Here is a 20572-nt window from a genome sequence, read left to right as displayed (position 1 = left end):
GAAAAATTTAAAGAAAGAGTCATATCCTATTGACGTCCAGAGGCTATAATTCCTATATTTGTGGCATAGCATTTGTAACCAGCTATATATGAAGCACCTTTACCTCGTTATTTTCTTTCTTTTTTGTGCTGTTGGTTTTGGACAAAGTCCCAAAAATCAAGGGGATATAGACGGTTTTAGTATGTATCCAAACCCGGTTACGAATGGTAAGGTGTATATTACAACGGCTAACAATAGTCCTAAGGAAATTTTCATTTACGATGTTTTTGGAACCCTAATTCTAAAAACGACCATACTTGGCAAGGAACTCTCCCTTAACGATATGGATGCCGGGGTGTACGTCCTAAGAGTTTTTGAAAAGGATAAAATGGCTACCAGAAAGCTCATCGTCAAATAAATTTTACCGCTACCTAATATATTCTCATATCGATAATCGGTACAAAAAATCCGATATATTGCAAGTGCTATCTTATTGACATACAAAATAGTATCATTGACAACATTTTTATTTTTACCCTTTAAGACTGAAGTAACTTTGAGGTGTTGATCCCAAATCGATGCCCAATGAAAAAAATCTACTTTATCCTTTTAATGGGGTTTTCCTTTACGATTTATGGTCAGGACACCATTGATTTTAGGAATTTAAAAAATGAGGAGATCTCAGGTTTTAAACTATATCCCAACCCAGCAACGGCAGACATGGTTTATGTGACCACGGAGAACAACGAGACCAAGGAAATACGAATATATGACGTCTTTGGTGAGTTGGTTTTGACCGATCGTATCTCGAACAAAACCTTGGACATCTCCAGACTTTCACCCGGTGTCTATGTTATCCAAGTAACCGAGAACAAAAAAACGATCAACAGAAAACTGGTGGTAAAGTAACTGTTACCTAACCCGATTTACCCTACTTTTGAAGATACATTCTACAGGGTTCTTTACCTTTACAGGGAATTAAATATTCCATGGGCCCAAAAGGTATTTTTGATATTTCATCCAAAACTGAATTTGAAACCAAATGTTTGGAAATATTTCAGTTTCAGTATCAAAATAATCAGGTTTACCAAAGGTTCTGCGACTATCTTAATATAAAATCGGAGCAAATCAATACGCTTACCGAAATTCCATTTCTACCCATTCAATTCTTCAAGGAACACAAGGTTGTTAGTACTTTGGACAATGAAGAAATCATTTTTACCAGTAGCGGAACCACGGGCTCCGTTGCAAGTAAGCACTATGTTACGGACCTCAACCTGTACGAACAGAGCTACCTAAAAGGCTTTGAAAACTTCTACGGGCCTATTGAAAATTATTGTGTTTTGGCCCTGCTGCCCTCCTATTTAGAGCGCGATGGTTCTTCCCTGATTTACATGGTGAACGATTTAATCGATAAAAGCAAACATCCCTTTAGCGGATTTTTTCTCAATGACCTGTCTAAATTGGCATCCGTCCTTAAGGAACTGGAAGCCCAAAAACAAAAGACCCTTTTAATTGGTGTTTCCTTTGCTCTTTTGGATTTTGCCGATGCGTTTAAATTAGAATTGGAACATACCATCGTGATGGAGACAGGCGGCATGAAGGGACGTAGAAAGGAATTGATACGTAAGGAACTGCACGAGCAACTAAAGCAAGGGTTTGGCGTGAAACATATTCATTCCGAATATGGTATGACGGAACTCCTTTCACAGGCCTACTCTCTAGGGGATAGTCTTTTTGAATGTCCCCCTTGGATGAAGATTTTGGTTAGGGATACAGAAGACCCTTTATCCTTACTACCCAAAGCAAAGACTGGAGGCATCAATGTAATCGATCTTGCCAATGTGAACTCTTGTTCGTTTATAGCCACCCAGGATTTGGGAAAATTATATGAAAGTGGAAAATTTGAAGTATTGGGCCGTTTTGACCATTCAGATATCAGAGGATGTAATTTGATGGCGCTTTAATCCTTTTGTATTTCATAAAATAGACCAGGTCCGTCACATGCCATCCAAGAGCTTTGAAGCCTATCCTCGGTAACATATTGCAAGGTTTCCCTACCAAATCCATAACAACCGCCTGCCAACTCCCCTCCAGTCTCGAAAAGTAGCTCCAGATAATCCGCATCATCATTATCGTACTCGACCACCTCAAAGGTTCCAGTAGCTTCCAAAACGGCACCATCACGCTCCCTGCTTTTAATAAATGAACCATCTGGATTGAAAATATAGTATTCCTGCCAATCCATAGCCTCGCCCACAGTTGTTGAATTAACAAAACTTCCTGTCATTTGAACCAGTCTCCATTTTTGACTTGAAAATTGCAAATCCTTTCCCTTTAGCACCAAATCATCGTTGGTGCATCCTGCCGTAAAAAGTAGAATAATCGTAACTAAAAACAAAAATCGGTTTTGCACAATTTCCAAGGGTTAACTAATTCTATCTTAAGATACTACAAATAACAATGGGTTGCGTTCAGGGAATGTGAAGTATTTTCAATAAATATCTTTAAACCAGCAAATTAAGGCCTTCTAAAGGAATAGACTACCTCATCATCCGCAATCTGAGGGTTGTCCAAGTAGACCAAAGTCAATTGGTTTCCGGTAACTTCGAATTGATAGCTGGTATTATCGGTAAAATCTAGAATATTGTTCTGACCGCCATACCGGTATTCCCCCGATTCCTTGAAAAACCGATCGGTACCCTCATTAATGACGGTAAGGGTATTCGTATCGGTTTCGAAAATCAGCCTTGTTTCCGAAAAATCAACGTTGGCATCAAACGCACAGAAACAGCTAACTTCCTGTAATATCCATTCCCCGTTCAAACCGGTTTCCTGTATAATGGGGTCATTGTCCGAATCACAGGAAATCAAAAAAACCAAAATCATCAGCCCTAAAATTCGTTTCATAAACCATTTTTTCTGTAGATGGTAAAATGCTGCAAAGGTTGCCTATTCAGTTACCGTAAGTACGAAGTAATTCTTCTTACCGCGCTGAAGCAGCACAAACTTTCCATTGATAAGGTCCTCCCTTCCGATCAAATAGTCCTCCTTCACCTTTTCCTTGTTTACGGAAATGGAATTCTGTTTCAATTCGCGCCTTGCTTCTCCGTTGGACCCTAAAAACCCTGTCTGTGCGGATAGGGCCGCAATCATATCCAATCCGCCTTCCAAAGAAGCCATGGGAACCTGGGCCTGTGGAACCCCTTCAAAAATATCCAAGAAGGTTTTTTCATTCAACGCTTTGAGGTCTTGTGATGTGGACTTGCCAAAAAGAATGTCACTGGCCTTGACCACATTCTCCAGTTCTTCCTTTGAATGTACCATTTCCGTTATTTCCTCGGCCAATCGCTTTTGAAGTAACCTTAGATGGGGGGCCTGCGAATGCTCCGAAACTAGATGCTCGATTTCCTGCTTTGAAAGAAAGGTGAAAATCTTGATATATTTTTCCGCATCGGCATCGGAGATATTGAGCCAGTATTGATAAAATTTATACGGGGAGGTCCGCTCTGCATCCAACCAGACGTTTCCGCTTTCGGTCTTTCCAAATTTGGTGCCATCGGCCTTGGTTATCAAAGGACAGGTAAGGGCATAGCCCTTTCCTCCGCCAATTCTACGAATCAGTTCCGTGCCCGTCGTTATATTCCCCCATTGGTCACTGCCACCCATTTGAAGGGTACAGTTAAGGGTTTTGTATAAATGAAGAAAATCATATCCCTGTACTAGTTGATACGTAAATTCAGTGAACGACATTCCTTCTTTTGCTTCGGCGGAAAGCCGCTTTTTTACGGAGTCTTTCGCCATCATATAGTTGACGGTAATATGCTTGCCAACATCCCGGATAAAATCCAAAAAAGAAAAATCCTTCATCCAGTCGTAATTATTGACCAAGACAGCGGCATTATCCGCATCGCTTTCAAAATCAAGAAATCTGGAAAGTTGGTTTTTTAAGGCTTCCTGATTATACCTAAGCGTGGCTTCGTCCAGAAGGTTTCGCTCTGCGGATTTACCGGATGGATCCCCGATCATACCGGTTGCACCTCCTACTAGGGCAATAGGTTTATGTCCTGCCAATTGAAAGTGTCTCAGCATCATGACACTAACCAAATGACCTATGTGCAGGGAATCTGCCGTTGGGTCTATCCCCACATAGGCAGATTGCATTCCCTCCATAAGGTACTCTTCCGTTCCAGGCATTGCATCATGCAACATTCCTCTCCATTCCAGCTCTTTTACAAAGTTTAAAGCCATTTGAAACTATTTCATTTTAATTCTTTGCAAATATAAAAGGAAATACGCCGCTGATCATACCTATCTTGGGAGGAATTTATCCAAGTCTATTTCCTACATTTGAAACGTCATAGAGGGATTTGGCAGTACAATCCAAGATGCTTAAGCAAAAGTAATTGTTTAAATATCAACTGATTGACATTGCTATAAACACATGGAATATGGTTTTAGTTACCGGAGGTACAGGCTTGGTGGGATCTCACTTACTTTTAAGATTGGTGCTGTCTAAGGTAAAAGTCCGCGCTATTTATAGGTCCGTAGAAAAACTGGGGGACGTTAAAAAAGTCTTCTCCTATTATGAGGAAGCTCCAGAAACCATTTTTAATCAAATAGAATGGGTAAAGGGAGATATTCTCGATGTACCCTCCTTGGAATCCGCCTTTTTGGACATTGAACAGGTATACCACGCTGCGGCACTTATTTCGTTTGACACAAGGGATTTTAAAAAATTACGGAAAGTGAATGTGGAGGGAACGGCAAACATTGTAAATATGTGCATCCATCATAAGATCCGGAAACTCTGTTATGTAAGTACCATTGGTACCATTGGTAGAAGCATCGGGGGCAAGGAAGCTACAGAAAGTAATGATTGGAACGAATTGCACACGAACGTATACGCCCTTACCAAATATTCTGCCGAAATGGAGGTGTGGAGGGGTTCCCAAGAAAACCTGGACGTGGTAATCGTAAACCCTGGGGTGATCCTGGGTCCTGGATTTTGGAATAGCGGCAGTGGCAAGTTGTTTACCACTGTAAACGAGGGCTATTCCTATTATCCCCCAGGGGGAACTGGATTTGTTTCCGTAACCGATGTAGTTTCCGTTATGACGCTTCTCATGGCGAGCACCATTAAAAACGATCGGTTTATCCTTGTATCCGAAAATCTTACCTACAAGGAAATAATGACCTCCATATCCCATATTCTTGGAAGGAAACCCCCTAAGAAGGAACTTAAAAAATGGCAATTGGAAATAGGCCGGTATTTTGATTTTTTGAAAACCTTATTTACCGGAAAACCTAGAACACTTACCAAAAACTCGGTTTATTCCCTGTTACATCCTGAAACGTATAACAGTGAAAAAGTCAGAACGGTATTGAACATATCATTTGAACCTTTGGAAGCATCTATTGCCTTTACTTCCAAAAAGTTTATGGAAGACTGTCTTTACCAACAATAGAGGAAGGCTTCAAGCTATCCAAAACAGTCTCTCTTGTGCGTTTGCTTTCAAGAAGCTTAAGACTATCGGTAATCTTTTTTTCCTCCTCAAGCTCAATTCTAGTGGCATCCAAAGAGGCCTCCACCTCGGTATAAATAGCCTCATACTCTACTGGCAACGAGGCATAGTATCGGTCACTTACCACAAATTGCGCACTATCTATCCCATATTTTTCAAAAACATACCTTGTGGGCTCTACGGCATTGTCCTTTAAAATTCCCAAATTGGCCCCTTTTGCAGCATTTATTAACGCCATGTCCCTTAAAATCAAGACCATCTTATCCTTTGGAATAAGGTTTTCCGGTTGTTCTATGAGTTTTTCACCACAAGCGGTGAGGCATGCCAATACGATTATGACTATCCTAAATCTATTCACACCTTTAATTCTAGGTTAACTATTTGATATTTCATAAATACTTTTCAGGGACCATACGATTATGCAACAAAGTCCTCCTATGTGGTTTTCATCTATCAAAAGTGAGTCTTTTGGCATTCCTTTTCTCCGATAGTTTCCCGTTGTCATAGGCCAAATACCCATTGACAAAGGTATGGGTAACCTTGGCACTAAAGGAATTTCCTTCAAATGGCGACCAGCCACATTTGTACAAGATATTATCCTTGGAGACCTGCCAAGGTTCTTGCAACGAAACCACGGCCAAATCGGCAAAATATCCTTCCCTGATATAGCCCCTTTTGTCTATATCGAACAATTTGGCCGGATTATGACACATTTTTTCTACGATTTTTTCCAAACCAATAACACCTTCCAAATGTTTTTCCAACATAGCGGGCAGAGCATGTTGCACCAATGGCCCTCCGCTTGGGGCACTTGTATAGGGGTTATCCTTTTCCGAAAGTAAGTGCGGTGCATGATCTGTTGCTATGACATCGATCCTATCATCCAACAAAGCTTTCCATAGAGCGTCACGGTCCTTGGCCGTCTTCACCGCAGGATTCCATTTTATCAACGTCCCCTTGTCCAAATAATCCGCGTCTGAAAACCACAGGTGATGGATACAGACCTCGGCCGTAATTTTCTTTTCCTCCAATGGAATATCGTTTCTGAACAAATCCATTTCCTTCCCCGTTGAAAGGTGGAAAACGTGCAATCTTGCACCTGTTTTTTTGGCCAAGGAAATCGCTTTGGAAGAAGAAAGATAACAGGCTTCCTCGCTTCTGATCAGCGGATGGTATTGGATTGGGATATCCTCGCCATATTTTTCCTTGTATGCTTCCAAATTCCGACGGATGGTAGTTTCATCCTCGCAATGCACGGAAATGACCATTTCCGTATTGCTAAAAATACTTTCTATGACCAATTCATCATCCACTAACATATTCCCTGTAGAGGAACCCAAAAACAACTTGATCCCAGAACAGGCATTTTTGTCCAAACGTTTTAACTCTTCCAGATTATCGTTGGTTCCCCCAAACAAAAAAGAATAATTGGCATAGGAAGTTTCCCTTGCCATCGCATGTTTTTCCTCCAGTTTGGTAATCGTTGTGGTCTGTGGGTTGGTGTTGGGCTGCTCCATAAAGGTGGTGATTCCCCCGGCCACGGCCGCCCTACTCTCCGATGCAATAGTGCCCTTGTGCGTAAGGCCCGGTTCCCTAAAATGTACTTGGTCGTCTATGATTCCCGGTAGTATGTATTTCCCCTCCAAATCGATGACGGTCGCGTCCGCATCGGATATATCCTTGGAAATTCGGGAAATATAATCACCCTCCAAAAGAAGGTCTAGTTCCTCAATGACACCTTCATTTACGACATTCGCGTTCTTTAACAATGTCTTACCCATTTTAAAATCTATTTTTTTGGAAAAGGCTTCGGAGTTTCATCACAAAAACACCCCAGATAGCTTCGCTAATTATGGATGAACTCATTTTGGATTTCCCTTTTACCCTATCCTTAAAGATAATGGAAACCTCCTCTATTTTATAATTCTTCAGGTAGGCCCTAAACTTCATTTCTATCTGAAATGCATAACCCACAAAACGAACGGAATCCAAATCGATATTCTCCAAAACATACCTTTTGTAGCAAACAAACCCCGCCGTTGGATCATGCACCCGCATGCCCGTAATCATTTTTACATAAAAGGACGCCCCGTAGGACAATAAAATCCTATACAACGGCCAGTTGACCACGTTCACTCCTTTTTTATATCTGGACCCGACCGATACGTCCGCTCCCTTTTCACATGCCTTGAGCAATCGCAATAGGTCTGTAGGATTATGTGAGAAATCGGCATCCATTTCAAATATATAATCATATTTTTTACCGATAGCCCATTTAAATCCATGGATATAGGCAGTTCCCAACCCCGATTTCTCCTGCCTCACTTCCAAAAACAGCTTATCCTTATACTGTTTCTGTAATTCCCGTACACGTTGCGCAGTACCATCGGGAGAGTTGTCGTCCACAATAAGTACATGAAAATCTTTTGGCAATTCAAAAACAGCATTGATTATCGCGTCAATATTCTCAATTTCATTGTAAGTAGGAATGATTACAACACTGCTGCTGGACATCGGCATATACTATATGGGCACAAAAGTACTATTTTAATAATGGCGAAAAAATGGCATAGTGTGTTTAAATCGGATTTTGAAAAATAGAAAACCATCGGAATTTGTAATTTTACGCCCTTAACGACCGCCCATGTTTGAAAAAATCCCAAGGCTATTCTATTATTTTCTCACGGCATTTTTTGTTTTGAACCTAATACAGTCCGTATTTACGGAATTAATTTTCGATGAGGCCTATTATTGGTATTATAGCCAACATATGGCCTGGGGCTATTTTGACCATCCGCCTATGGTTTCATTGCTAATAAAGATTAGCAGTCTATTTTTTGACGGTGAGCTTGGAGTACGTTTTATGAGCTGCATAATTTCCTCCCTAAATCTGGTGGTATTATGGTTACTTATCGATAGACCGGAAAAGAATCGATATATACCTCATTTTTTCATTCTGGTCTTTTCCATGACCTTGTTGAACGCATACGGCTTTTTTACACTTCCGGATACCCCTTTACTATTTTTTACATCCTGCTTTTTACTTACATATAAACATTTCTTAAAGAACCCAAAGTATCCTGCGGCTATGCTATTGGGTATTTTTATGGCGGCCTTGATGTACAGTAAATACCACGCCGTACTGGTCATCGTTTTTGTGTTGCTATCCAACCTGAACCTTGTTAAGAGCAAGTTTGCCTGGCTTAGCGTTTTGGTTGCACTACTCTGTTATGCCCCGCATTTTTACTGGCTGTATCAAAATGATTTTGTCAGTATCAAATACCATCTTTATGAACGTCCCAACGATGCCTATCAGTTTGAGAAATATACGCTAGGCTTCTTTGTAAACCTGATCGCACTTTTTGGGCTTACCTTCCCGCTAATCTATTTTGCCCTGTTTAAAACCAAGGGCAAGGACATGTTCAATAGGGCACTCTTGTTCTTGACCTATGGCGTAATCCTGTTTTTCTTTATTTCCAGCTTCAACAGAAGGGTACAGACCCAATGGATCATTATTATCTGTATTCCCCTGGTGGTCATCGTATATAATTTTATGTTGGGACATAAACAGGTCCTTAAATGGATGGTTCGCTTGGGCATCATCAATGCTTTGCTGATTCTTTATTTACGGGCCGGACTCATTTACCAACCCTTACTTTTCGATTTCCATTATGAAAGTCATGGCAACAAGACCTGGGTCAATGGAATTCGCGAGGAGGTTGGGGAAATTCCTGTAGTTTTTGAGAATTCTTATCGTAACGCTCCTATGTACGAATTTTATTCGGGAGGAATCCCGACCTTCTCCCTGAACAATGTGATGTACAGGAAGAACCAATATTCCATAGATACATCCGAAGAACGGGTACGGGGCAAAAAAGTGGCCTATTTATCCAAATACATCAATGATAATACTTTTTCATATACCAAACCCGATGGTTGGGACTATAAAGGCAAATACATTCAAGATTTCAATTCCTTTAGAAAGCTTGAATGTACTTTGAAAGAGGAAATCGTAGTGCTAGGTAGTTCCGATTATCATCTACAGGTCATCAATCCCTATGACTTTGATATAGCATTGTCCCAGCTTACATTTTCAATAGCCTATTTGAGCCCATATAAAAATACCTTGGGCTTAAAACCTGTCATTCCCAAACCTATAACCAGTGACCTTTTGGTGTTGTCCAAAAAGGACACTACGGACTTTACATTGGACATTCCTTCGTTTGATCAAGAAAAAGTAGGCTATATTAGAATCGTAATTTCAGAAAACGGACTGTATCCCGGCCTGAATTCCAAACCAATACCAGTGAACTAATGGAGCCAATTGACAGGATTACCGATAACTTGGACTGGATTACCCTTATCTTGTTTGGCAGTCTGCTCTTAATTGTCATCGCCAAAAAGATTTTCTATACACGGTTCCTGAATTTTATCATTTTGCCTTTCAACAACAAGTACATAATTATGTACAACAAAAAAGAGAAGCTTTTCAATTGGTTTCATATACTGCTTACCTTATTCCAAATCATCAATATATCATTGTTCGCCTTTCTCGTTTGGAAGAGTTATGAAAGCCCCACAACATTCGTCTCAAAGGTGACATTTTTTGTAATCCTAGGCTATCTGTTTCTTTTCGTTTTCGCAAAGTTGTTCCTACAACTGGGAAACAGTTTCATTTTTGGGTCCTATAGTACCATTAATGAATTACTGTTCAAAAAAACCTCTTATTTGAACTATGGCAGCCTTGTCCTTTTTCTTGCCAATATACTTTTGTGCTTTGTTTTTATTAACTCCATGCCTGTAGTATTATCAGCATTTGCACTATTTCTCTTAATTAATATTATAGGCTGGGTTTCAGTTATTAGGATTCATCAAAAATTCATTAGTTCCTACTTTTTCTATTTTATTTTGTACCTTTGCGCACTCGAAATTGCACCCCTAATCATATTGGGAAGCTTTCTAAAATAGTGTAACCTATGAAAGTAAAAACAATTTTGGTCTCTCAGCCCGAGCCAAAAATGGAAAATTCTCCCTATTCCAGGCTCATAGACAAAGAAAAAGTGAAGGTCGACTTTAGACCCTTTATCCATGTGGAAGGAGTAGATGCCAAAGGTGTCCGTCAACAAAAAATTGATTTAAAGGATTATACAGCTATAATTCTTACAAGTAGAAATGCGGTAGATCATTTCTTCAGGATTGCGGAAGAAATGCGTTTCAAGGTGCCTGATACCATGAAATACTTTTGTCAATCCGAGGCTGTGGCATACTATTTACAGAAGTATGTAGTATATAGGAAAAGAAAAATTTATGTAGGTAAACGTTTGTTTTCCGATTTAGCTCCGATGATCAAAAAATACAAGGACGAAAAGTTTTTGTTACCTTCTTCAGACGTGCTCAAGCCTGAAGTACCTGAATCTCTAAATGCTCTTGATATCATCTGGAAAAGAGGTATTTTTTATAAAACGGTCATCAGTGATCTATCAGATTTAAGGGACGTTTACTATGATATTTTGGTGTTCTTTAGTCCATCGGGTATTGAGTCACTACTACATAACTTTCCGGATTTTAAACAAAATGATACCCGGATCGCCGTTTTTGGAAATTCTACCGTAGAAGCCGCTACAGGTGCAGGTCTTAGAATCGACATAAAAGCCCCAACGCCGGAGACACCGTCCATGACCATGGCATTGCAAAAATATATTACGAACGCAAACAAATAATGTTTGCTTTTTATGCTAAAACAAAAGGCCTTGCAAATTGCAAGGCCTTTTGTTTTTCTATTTTTGATTATCGAATCAAAACGCGTATCGCTGTGGTCCTCCGCGTCTAATTTCCTCGTTGGCGTATTTTTCAAACTTTTTAAAGTTCTCCCTAAATGCATTGGAAAGCTTAAAGGCCGTGGTATAATATTTTTCATCATTGTTCCAAGTTGCCCTAGGACTCAATACGCTGGTGGGTACTCCAGGACATTCCCTGGGTTGCGCCACGCCAAAAACGGAATGAATATGGTAGGTATCATAGGAATACAGGCCAAGGTCGCCATTGAGTGCAGCGCTAATCATTGCACGGGTATACTTTAACTTCATACGGGTACCAATTCCATATGGGCCACCGGTCCAACCCGTGTTCACCAACCAGACTGCCACCCCTGTTTCCTTCATTTTTTTACTCAACATCTCAGCATATTTAGTGGGATGCAAAGGCATAAACGGTGCACCAAAACAAGCTGAAAAAGAAGGTTGCGGTTCCACGACCCCGGCTTCAGTACCGGCAACTTTTGCGGTATAACCGGAAATGAAATGATAGGCGGCCTGACTGGGTGTTAGCTTAGAAATTGGAGGCAGTACCCCAAATGCATCCGCGGTCAAAAAGAATATGTTTTTTACATTTTTCCCAATGGAAGGCTGCTGAATGTTGTCTATATGGTAGATTGGGTAACTTACCCTAGTGTTTTGAGTTATTGAGGTATCTGTATAATCCACATTACCATCCTTGTCCAAAATGACATTTTCAAGTATGGCCCCCGGTTTTATGGCATTATAAATTTCAGGTTCCTGCTCTTGAGACAGGTTTATGACCTTGGCATAACACCCTCCTTCAAAATTAAACACGGTATTTCTACTAGTCCACCCATGTTCATCATCCCCGATCAAACGCCTATTTGGATCTGTGGACAATGTTGTTTTTCCGGTTCCGGACAGGCCGAAAAATATCGCTGTATCCCCATCCTCCCCAATATTTGACGAGCAATGCATGGGTAAGGTCTCCTTGAATATTGGCAAAATAAAATTGAGGGCTGAAAAAATTCCCTTTTTAATTTCCCCTGTATATCCAGTGCCACCAATTAAGGCAACTTTCTCAGTGAAGTTCAGGATTGCGAAGTTATGTTGCCTTGTTCCATCTACTTGGGCATCGGCCATAAATCCCGGTGCATTGATGACCGTCCACTCGGGATTGAAATTCTCCAAATCCTCCTCCGTTGGTCTTAAAAACATATTATAGGCGAACATGTTGGACCATGGATATTCGTTTATAACCCTTATGTTCAATTTATATTCTGGGTCAGCACAGGCATAGCAGTCCCGCACGAAAAGTTCCTTATTATTCAAATAATCGATAACCTTGTCATAAAGTGCCTTGAATTTTTCAGGTTCAAAAGGAATATTTACAGATCCCCACCAAATTCTATCCTTGGTAATATCGTCCTTCACAATAAAGCGGTCTTGAGGAGACCTTCCCGTAAATTCCCCTGTATTAACGGCAAGGGTGCCATTTTTGGTCTCTACCCCCATACCAAGGTCTATAGTTGCCTTTTGAAGAGCTTCCGGTGTTTCTTGATAGTGAAAATTATCGTGGTCAATTCCGTAATTCTTTAAAGATATCGTTTTCGATTTGTAAAATGAACTATGCATAACTCGAACAATTATTTCTTCAAAGCTATTAAATTTAACCTTGAAGCCCTTGAAAATCAAGAGGTATTCGTGTATTTATCGGCAAGAAATATGAAATCTACGATGAATGATTGAATTTTCAACAAATAAATATCGGTATACATAATATTTATTAAGCAAGCTGTAAATTCTTAGAGTTTATATTTTTAAATTGATAAAATAATATGGTTTTTCTGTCGATTACACAATTAAAACGGCCGTATTCTTAACGAATAAGGGCTTAGTAAAAGGCCTTAAAATACTTCGATACCTTCTTTTCAAGTAGGTTCTTGGCATTTTGCATATTATATTCCAAAGATTTGTTGGGGTCCCTAATTTCAATGACATCCTTAACGCCACTTGAAGTAAGCTTGTCCATGGGAACGTCCAATTTACCACAAACGGCCAGCACTGGAATATTGTAACAGTTGGCAAGTTCCATAACCCCTTGAATCAATTTTCCCTGAAGTGTCTGTTCGTCGATTTTGCCTTCACCGGTTACGATATAATCAAACTTCTCCGAATCCAACACGTCCTTGACGCCGGATAGTTCCAAAATAAAAGCGACCCCACTGAGGAACTCGGCCTCAAAAAAGGCCTTAAGACCAAATCCGGTTCCCCCGGCAGCTCCTGAACCTGGTACTTCTGAGAAATCGGAACCAAATTGTCCTTCGTATACATCCGATAAATTTCGCAATCCTTTGTCCAACTCCATTATCATGGCAGCATCGGCACCCTTTTGGGCGGCATATACAAAAGCGGCCCCATCTTTTCCGAATAACGGGTTTTTGACATCGTTGATGGCAAAGAATTGTATCCCTTTGATTTCTATAGAATTATCGGATTTAGCAATCCTTTGAAGCTCACTTAAATTTTTTCCTATGGGTTCCATCGGATTGCCGTTAGAACCCAAAAATTCGAACCCCAAGGCATTCGCAATGCCAATTCCCCCATCGTTCGTAGCACTGCCCCCCAAACCGACATATATTTTTTTGGCACCTTTTTCTATGGCGTCGCAGATCTGCTGTCCCGTACCAAAAGTCGAGGTCAAGGAGGCGTTTCGTTCTGAAGGTTCCAGAAGCTCCATGCCCGAGCTATTGGCCAATTCTATAAAGGCCGATTTGGATTTCGCATCCAAAAGATAGTATGAGGAAATTTCCCTTCCCAAGGGATCTAGGGTTTTCATAGCTACCCTTTTGCAGTCCTTATACATTGAAATAGCGTCCAAAAAACCATCACCTCCATCCGATGCCTTTACAAAATGAAAAGAAGCCTCGCTTATAACCTGCTCCACTCCACTTCTGAACGATCGGTACACTTCCTCGCTCGTCATGGAACCCTTAAATTTATCGGGGATGATCAGGAATCTCATTTCTTTAGGTTTTCAGGAAATCCATTTATGACAATGTCCCACAGCTGGGGTAATAAAAAATAAACGAAAAGGCTCAGTACGATGATGGACATGATGTTCATGAAAAAGCCTTTTCGGACCATATCGGGAATCCGTAGGTAACCGGACCCGAAAACCACCGCATTGGGCGGGGTAGCAACGGGCAACATAAAGGCACAGGAGGCCGCCACGGCGGCACCCACCATTAAAACGAACGGATGTACGTCTATGGAAAGGGCCATGGGAGCCAAAACGGGTAACAGCATCGCCGTTGTGGCCAGATTGGAGGTGATCTCGGTCAAGAAATTTACCGCAGCGATCAACACCAATACCAAAATGAAAATGGGGAGTCCGGACAGTGACGTCATCTGCCCACCGATCCATACGGCCAAACCGCTTTCATCAAAACCCTTTGCCAAGGCCATACCGCCACCAAAAAGTAAAATGATTCCCCAGGGCATTTTAACGGCCTCGTCCCAATTCAGCAGCTGCTCCCCCCTTTTTTTGGCCGGAATCAGGAAAAGTAAAATGGCAAAAAAGATGGCGATGATGGTATCGTCCAGACCCGGTAACAGTTTCTGTAACAGAAAGGAACGTGTAATCCAACAAAAGGCCGTAGCGCCAAAGACCAGGGCTATCAATTTTTCCTCATAGGTGATTTTCCCCAGGCCATTCTTAAGTCTTTTTATTTCTGCCCTACCTCCGGGGAATTCGACTTGTTTGAAGGAAAAAGCGAACCGTGTCAAATATTTCCAACAGATGAAAATCAGCACCACGGAAATGGGAAGCCCGAACATGAACCATTGCATGAAGGTAATTTCATAACCGTAGGTATCCAATACCACACCAGCCAATACCAAATTGGGAGGGGTACCAATTAAAGTCGCCATTCCCCCAATGGAAGCACTGTAGGCGATGGCAAGCATCAGGGATTTTCCAAACAACAAGTTCTCGTCCTCCACCGTAGCCGGATTATCCTTTAATTGTTTGATAATCGCCAGACCAATGGGCAACATCATGACCGACGTTGCCGTATTTGAAATCCACATGGATAAAAAGGCCGTCGCCACCATAAACCCCAAAATAATTTTTCGGATATCGGCACCTATTAAATGGATAATGTTAAGTGCAATTCGTTTGTGTAGGTTCCATTTTTCGATAGCGATGGCGATGACAAAACCGCCCATATAGAGAAATACATATTTATGCCCAAAAGAACCCGAAGTAGCCGTAAGGTCCAACCCTCCCGAAAGCGGAAAAAGCACTATGGGCAATAATGCCGTAACGGCAATGGGAATGGCCTCCGTAATCCACCAGATGGCAATCCAGGCCGTGGATGCCAAAACGGCGTTCGCTTCCTTGGACAATCCCTCCGGATGAAAAAAACTAAGGATCAATACAAAGGAAAGAGGGCCTAAAAAGAGTCCCATTAATCTTGTTTTGTTCATAAAATATATTTCATTTTAGGGTTGATTTATAGATTTGAACTCCCAAATATACCCATGCGGCCAGCAAAAATGTTCCGCCAATGGGAGTTATAAACCCAAGGGTCCTAAAATCAAATGCAGTAACTTCATTTAAGGCCAAGAGATAAATAGAAAATGAAAAGAAGACCACGCCGATCAAGACCAGCCCGTATACTATCCTTTGGGACTTTTCATTGATTCCGGGCAATGATCCCAAAATGAACAGGAAAAAGGCGTGATACATTTGGTAGCGAACTCCTGTTTCAAAAGTAGCAACGGCATCCGCAGTTACCAATTTCTCCAACCCGTGTGCCCCAAAGGCACCTAAAGCAACCGCCAAAAATCCTAAAAGGGAAGCGGTAATCAGTATTATTTTTTTCATCTAACCAAAAACTATATGGAATACTAAGGTTCACTTTACAAGGTACTCAATTGTTCAGTAACGATTTAAAGTTAATTATATAACTTTATCGATATGTATTCTTACATATGTAACAAATTGATACCTTCGTATAGTCAATCACACTCAAAAGTACATAATAAGCATGGTGCGAAAAATTTTGATTATAGGGGCAGGTAAATCCACTTCGTTTTTGTTGGATTATTTATTGGAAAAATCGGATTCTGAAAATCTAAAGATTACCATTGCCGACCTTGATACGGCTTCCATTTCAGAGCATATTAAGTCACACCCCAATTGCTCGGTTCGCACCTTGGATATCTTCAAAGAAGATGAGCGAACATCGGCAATAGCAGCGTCGGATTTGGTAATTTCTATGTTACCGGCACGCTTTCACATCAAAATTGCGGAAGACTGTCTAACGTACAAAAAGCATTTGGTAACGGCATCCTACATCAGCCCAGAACTTAAAAAACTGAACGAAAAAGTCACCGAAAGCGGTTTGGTCTTTATGAACGAAATAGGGCTTGATCCAGGCATTGACCATATGAGCGCCATGCAGGTCATTGACCGTATACGGGATAAAGGCGGAAAAATCCTGTTGTTCGAATCGTTCTGCGGCGGACTCGTAGCACCCGAGTTTGATAACAATCTTTGGAACTATAAGTTTACCTGGAACCCTAGAAATGTGGTCCTCGCCGGGCAAGGGGGAACTGCCAAGTTTATTCAGGAGGGTACGTACAAGTACATTCCCTACCATAAATTATTTAGACGTACGGAATTTTTTGAAGTGGAGGGATATGGCAAGTTTGAGGGCTATGCCAATAGGGATTCCCTCAATTACCGGGAAGCCTACGGCTTACAGGATGCACTCACCATCTATAGGGGTACCATGCGGCGCGTAGGGTTCTCAAAGGCATGGAACATTTTTGTGCAACTTGGGGCCACGGACGACACCTATACTATCGAGGATTCGGAAAATATGACCTATCGGGAATTTATCAATCTCTTTCTTCCCTACTCCCCAACGGATTCCGTGGAACTGAAACTGAGGCATTATCTCAAAATAGATCAGGACGACAGTACTTGGGAAAAGCTAGTGGAACTGAACCTTTTCGATAAAACGAGGACCATCGGTATCCCTGATGCTACTCCGGCACAGGCACTACAGAAAATTTTGGAAGACAAATGGACCTTGGGCGAAAAGGAAAAGGATATGATTGTCATGTACCATAAGTTTGGTTACGAATTGAACGGGGAAAAAAAACAAATCGATTCCAAATTGGTAGTCATTGGTGATGATAGGGTGCATACCGCCATGGCCAAAACGGTGGGCTTGCCCGTAGCCATTGCCGCCTTAAAAATCCTGAACGGAAAAATCACCACGCCCGGAGTTCAAATCCCTATTACCAAGGAAGTCTACCAACCCATCCTCAAGGAATTGGAGGGCTTGGGTATCAACTTCAAGGAATACGAAGTTCCTTATTTGGGTTACAATCCCGATTCCGTCGCGAGTTAAACTCACACATTCAAGGTATTTACGTAATTTTGATTTCAATTTGAAATCATTATTATGAAGTCCGATAACAAGAACACCAAGATTGACGGTATCGACAAAAAAATTTTACGGTTCTTAATGGAAGATGCCCGTAAACCGGTGTTGGAGATTGCCCGAAGCATCGGTATTTCCGGGGCGGCGATACACCAAAGGTTGCGCAAACTGGAAGCTTCAGGACTATTGGCCGGTTCCAAGTTCATTATCAACCCTAGGGCCATGGGCTATACTACGATGGCCTATATCGGCATTTATTTGGACAAAGCAATGAGCAATCCCGCTGCGGTGAAACAATTGGAGAAAATCCCCGAAGTTTTGGAATGCCATTATACTACGGGCAACTGGTCCATCCTTATCAAAATTCTTTGTAAGGACAACGAACACTTGATGCATGTCCTCAACAAGGAAATCCAACAAATAGAAGGGGTGTCCAGAACGGAAACCTTCATTTCACTGGCACAACAGATTGACCGACAAATAACGATATAACCCACAATCGGGGTTTTTGAGTTGGCCATCAAAATACCCTCCCAAAGGGTAATGGCTCATATTCCGATGGTTTCCCAAAATTTTATCATATAAAAAAGCCTTCCCAAATTTGGGAAGGCTTTTTTATTTTGATAGAATAGATTAATCCCTACTTCCAAAAACCTGAAGTCCCCAGTAGACCAAGGTAGCCAAGGAACCAATAGCAGCTACCAAATAGGTTCTGGCCGCCCATTTTAAGGCATCTTCTGAACCCTTATATTCAGATTGAGTTACCATATTCTTACTTTTAAGCCATGCTAGAGCACGGTTACTAGCATCATATTCAACAGGAAGTGTAATAAAGCTGAACAAGGTAGCCATCCCCATCATTATCAATCCCGCTACGGCCACCCAATATCCGAATCCAACACCTGCTGCAGCACCTAGGGCCAATCCGCCAAAAACGACCCATGTAGACATTCCGGAAGTAACACTTACCACAGGAACTAATTTGGAACGCATGGTCAACCACTCGTAGGCCTGCGCATGTTGTACGGCATGGCCTACTTCGTGCGCTGCAACCGCCGCGGCAGCCGCATTTCGCTGATTATAAACACCTTCACTTAAATTTACAGTTTTATTCTTAGGATTGTAATGGTCGGATAACATACCAGGAGTAGAAATAACCTTTACATCACGAATGCCGTGATCTGACAACATTTTTTCGGCAATCTCGGCCCCGCTCATACCATTTTGTAAATGGACTTTTGAATAATGTTTGAATTTACTTTTTAATCTGCTACTGACCAGCCAACTTACCAAAGCGATAGCACCGATTAATATATAATATCCCATCATAACGTTTCAATTTTTAGTTTCAATAAATATACATAAGATTCCATTCTCTACAGGAATCGATTACTGAAAAGCAAAAACCCCGCCAAACCCGTAATTTAATATACACGAGCTGATGGGGTCTTTAAAATCTGACAATTTGTACGTTTAGGCAAAGGCTTCTTTCCATCCAAAGGCCTCAATTATTTCTTCATAAACCACTTTACCAGACACAATGTTCAATCCCTTTTCCAAGGAAGCATCCTTCTTACAAGCCGCTTCCCAACCGAGATTGGCAAGTTTGAGCGCATATGGCAAGGTAACATTGGTCAATGCCATGGTAGAGGTATATGGAACGGCACCAGGCATATTCGCTACGGAATAGTGCACCACGTCGTCAATAATATATACTGGATCTTCGTGAGTAGTTGGCCTAGTAGTTTCAACACATCCGCCTTGGTCTACCGCCACATCCACGATTACGGTACCGGGTCGCATGTCCTTTAGCATGTCCCTAGTGATTAAGTTTGGAGCTTTTGCTCCCTTTAAAAGTACCCCACCAATGATTAAATCATGGGTCTTTATATGTTTTCTAATATTGAATTCGTTCGAAAATTCGGTCACTACGTGTGGTGGCATCACATCGTTTACATAGCGCAAACGCTTCATATTGATATCCAAAATGGTTACATGCGCGCCAAGACCGGCTGCCATTTTAGCAGCTTGTATCCCAACGACACCGGCACCTAACACCAATACCCTACCGGGAGCCACTCCGGGAACGCCTCCTAAAAGTACGCCTCGCCCCTTGACTGGTTTTTCCAAATATTTTGCTCCTTGCTGAATGGCCATTCTACCTGCCACTTCGGACATTGGTGTCAACAAAGGCAAGGTTCCATCTTCGTCTTCCACCGTTTCATAAGCGATACAGATGGCCTTCCGTCGGATCATGGCCTTCGTAAGTGCCTCGCTGGAGGCAAAGTGAAAATAGGTGAACAATATTTGCCCTTCCTGAATCAGTTCATACTCTTCTTCTATGGGTTCCTTGACCTTTACGATCATTTCACTCATGGCATATACTTGCCCAATAGTATCCAAAATAACGGCCCCAGCCTGTTGATAGTCTTTATTGAAAAAGCCGCTTCCTTTCCCCGCGCCAGATTGCACATATACGGTATGGTTGTTTTTTACCAATTCAAAAACACCGGCCGGTGTCATGCCAACCCTGCTTTCGTTGTTCTTAATCTCTTTTGGAATACCCACAATCATAATGATCAAATTTAAAATTATGGGGTAAAGGTGCGATAATTTTAATTTTTATAGAACAATTATTCGATAAAAGGAAGGGTTAATACTTATTAAATACAATTCTTAGATACTTACCCCTAATTTTTATGGGGGGATATTCAAAAAAATAAATAAAATATTAAAAAAAACACCCTCCCGCTTTAGTATACCCCTAAAGAAGGAGGGCGTGAATAATGTTACTGGTTGCCTTTTAGTACTTGGCGGGGTTGAAGATCCT

Annotated in this window: 21 protein-coding genes; 9 read left to right on the top strand and 12 right to left on the bottom strand. The window is 41.3% G+C overall.

Annotation, left to right across the window (positions count from 1 at the left end; all coding sequences use genetic code 11):
• The first annotated feature begins 88 nt into the window (after positions 1–88).
• The 3 genes from DZC72_RS07360 (at position 89) to DZC72_RS07350 (ending at position 1946) form a co-directional block, all read left to right on the top strand.
• Entirely contained in the window at positions 89–397 is a 309-nt protein-coding gene (locus tag DZC72_RS07360; RefSeq protein ID WP_125222193.1) for a T9SS type A sorting domain-containing protein, read from the top strand.
• Positions 398–564: 167 nt separating this feature from the next.
• Positions 565–888, top strand: coding sequence for a T9SS type A sorting domain-containing protein (locus tag DZC72_RS07355; protein ID WP_125222192.1), 324 nt, complete (start codon positions 565–567; stop codon positions 886–888).
• A gap of 80 nt (positions 889–968) precedes the next feature.
• On the top strand, positions 969–1946 hold the full coding sequence (locus tag DZC72_RS07350) for a LuxE/PaaK family acyltransferase (RefSeq protein WP_125222191.1): 978 nt from the start codon (positions 969–971) through the stop codon (positions 1944–1946).
• Here DZC72_RS07350 and DZC72_RS07345 read toward each other — a convergent pair.
• The 3 genes from DZC72_RS07345 to tyrS all read right to left on the bottom strand — a co-directional run bounded on the left by DZC72_RS07345 (position 1943) and on the right by tyrS (position 4230).
• Positions 1943–2395 (bottom strand): hypothetical protein, encoded by a 453-nt coding sequence (locus tag DZC72_RS07345; RefSeq protein ID WP_125222190.1) that lies wholly within the window; start codon positions 2393–2395, stop codon positions 1943–1945. The two genes, DZC72_RS07350 and DZC72_RS07345, sit on opposite strands and share 4 nt — an antisense overlap.
• 104 nt (positions 2396–2499) lie before the next feature.
• Complete coding sequence (locus DZC72_RS07340; protein ID WP_125222189.1) at positions 2500–2889, bottom strand: lipocalin family protein; 390 nt, start codon at positions 2887–2889, stop codon at positions 2500–2502.
• Positions 2890–2931: 42 nt separating this feature from the next.
• Positions 2932–4230, bottom strand: coding sequence for a tyrosine--tRNA ligase (gene tyrS, locus DZC72_RS07335; RefSeq protein ID WP_125222188.1), 1299 nt, complete (start codon positions 4228–4230; stop codon positions 2932–2934).
• Positions 4231–4430: 200 nt separating this feature from the next.
• Between tyrS and DZC72_RS07330 the strand changes: the two genes are divergently transcribed.
• The gene (locus DZC72_RS07330; protein ID WP_125222187.1) at positions 4431–5447 is read left to right on the top strand and encodes an NAD-dependent epimerase/dehydratase family protein; all 1017 of its coding nucleotides are present in this window, start codon (positions 4431–4433) and stop codon (positions 5445–5447) included.
• Here DZC72_RS07330 and DZC72_RS07325 read toward each other — a convergent pair.
• From DZC72_RS07325 to DZC72_RS07315, 3 genes are all read right to left on the bottom strand, one after another.
• Positions 5419–5862: a DUF4296 domain-containing protein gene (locus DZC72_RS07325; RefSeq protein WP_125222186.1), complete on the bottom strand. Its 444-nt coding sequence runs from the start codon at positions 5860–5862 to the stop codon at positions 5419–5421. The genes DZC72_RS07330 and DZC72_RS07325 overlap by 29 nt on opposite strands.
• Positions 5863–5950: 88 nt before the next feature.
• The gene (locus DZC72_RS07320) at positions 5951–7285 is read right to left on the bottom strand and encodes a dihydroorotase (RefSeq protein WP_125222185.1); all 1335 of its coding nucleotides are present in this window, start codon (positions 7283–7285) and stop codon (positions 5951–5953) included.
• A gap of 1 nt (position 7286) precedes the next feature.
• Positions 7287–8018, bottom strand: coding sequence for a polyprenol monophosphomannose synthase (locus DZC72_RS07315; RefSeq protein WP_125222184.1), 732 nt, complete (start codon positions 8016–8018; stop codon positions 7287–7289).
• 130 nt (positions 8019–8148) lie between these two features.
• Here DZC72_RS07315 and DZC72_RS07310 point away from each other — a divergent pair, with 130 nt between their 5' ends.
• From DZC72_RS07310 to DZC72_RS07300, 3 genes are read left to right on the top strand one after another with little or no spacing between them, the layout of a single operon-like run.
• A complete protein-coding gene (locus DZC72_RS07310) occupies positions 8149–9819 on the top strand; it encodes an ArnT family glycosyltransferase (RefSeq protein WP_125222183.1) in 1671 nt (556 codons plus the stop codon).
• Entirely contained in the window at positions 9819–10472 is a 654-nt protein-coding gene (locus DZC72_RS07305; protein ID WP_125222182.1) for a DUF4271 domain-containing protein, read from the top strand. Before DZC72_RS07310 ends, DZC72_RS07305 begins: the two co-directional genes overlap by 1 nt.
• A gap of 8 nt (positions 10473–10480) precedes the next feature.
• Positions 10481–11224: a uroporphyrinogen-III synthase gene (locus DZC72_RS07300; protein WP_125222181.1), complete on the top strand. Its 744-nt coding sequence runs from the start codon at positions 10481–10483 to the stop codon at positions 11222–11224.
• 75 nt (positions 11225–11299) lie between these two features.
• Here DZC72_RS07300 and pckA read toward each other — a convergent pair whose 3' ends face one another.
• From pckA to DZC72_RS07280, 4 genes are all read right to left on the bottom strand, one after another.
• Positions 11300–12916: a phosphoenolpyruvate carboxykinase (ATP) gene (pckA, locus tag DZC72_RS07295; protein WP_125222180.1), complete on the bottom strand. Its 1617-nt coding sequence runs from the start codon at positions 12914–12916 to the stop codon at positions 11300–11302.
• Positions 12917–13175: 259 nt separating this feature from the next.
• Complete coding sequence (locus tag DZC72_RS07290) at positions 13176–14306, bottom strand: glycerate kinase (protein ID WP_125222179.1); 1131 nt, start codon at positions 14304–14306, stop codon at positions 13176–13178.
• Positions 14303–15772 carry an SLC13 family permease gene (locus DZC72_RS07285; RefSeq protein ID WP_125222178.1) on the bottom strand — a complete coding sequence of 490 codons (1470 nt, stop codon included), beginning with the start codon at positions 15770–15772 and terminating at the stop codon, positions 14303–14305. Before DZC72_RS07285 ends, DZC72_RS07290 begins: the two co-directional genes overlap by 4 nt.
• 10 nt (positions 15773–15782) lie before the next feature.
• Positions 15783–16172: a DUF423 domain-containing protein gene (locus tag DZC72_RS07280; protein WP_125222177.1), complete on the bottom strand. Its 390-nt coding sequence runs from the start codon at positions 16170–16172 to the stop codon at positions 15783–15785.
• 163 nt (positions 16173–16335) lie between these two features.
• On the opposite strand from DZC72_RS07280, the gene DZC72_RS07275 reads away from it, so the two are divergent.
• Both DZC72_RS07275 and DZC72_RS07270 read left to right on the top strand, forming a co-directional pair.
• Positions 16336–17709, top strand: a complete 1374-nt coding sequence (locus tag DZC72_RS07275; RefSeq protein ID WP_125222176.1) for a saccharopine dehydrogenase family protein — start codon at positions 16336–16338, stop codon at positions 17707–17709.
• Positions 17710–17763: 54 nt separating this feature from the next.
• Positions 17764–18234, top strand: coding sequence for an Lrp/AsnC ligand binding domain-containing protein (locus tag DZC72_RS07270; RefSeq protein ID WP_099544477.1), 471 nt, complete (start codon positions 17764–17766; stop codon positions 18232–18234).
• A 141-nt stretch (positions 18235–18375) separates the two neighbouring features.
• Here the strand turns inward: DZC72_RS07270 and DZC72_RS07265 are convergent, their stop codons facing one another.
• Positions 18376–19071, bottom strand: coding sequence for a zinc metallopeptidase (locus tag DZC72_RS07265; protein WP_125222175.1), 696 nt, complete (start codon positions 19069–19071; stop codon positions 18376–18378).
• Positions 19072–19215: 144 nt separating this feature from the next.
• A complete protein-coding gene (ald, locus tag DZC72_RS07260) occupies positions 19216–20316 on the bottom strand; it encodes an alanine dehydrogenase (RefSeq protein ID WP_125222174.1) in 1101 nt (366 codons plus the stop codon).
• Between the last annotated feature and the right edge of the window lie 256 nt (positions 20317–20572).

Origin of the sequence: Maribacter algicola, assembly GCF_003933245.1 — a bacterium.
Lineage (GTDB): Bacteria > Bacteroidota > Bacteroidia > Flavobacteriales > Flavobacteriaceae > Maribacter > Maribacter algicola.
This window is presented reverse-complemented; position numbering and strand designations above follow the sequence as displayed.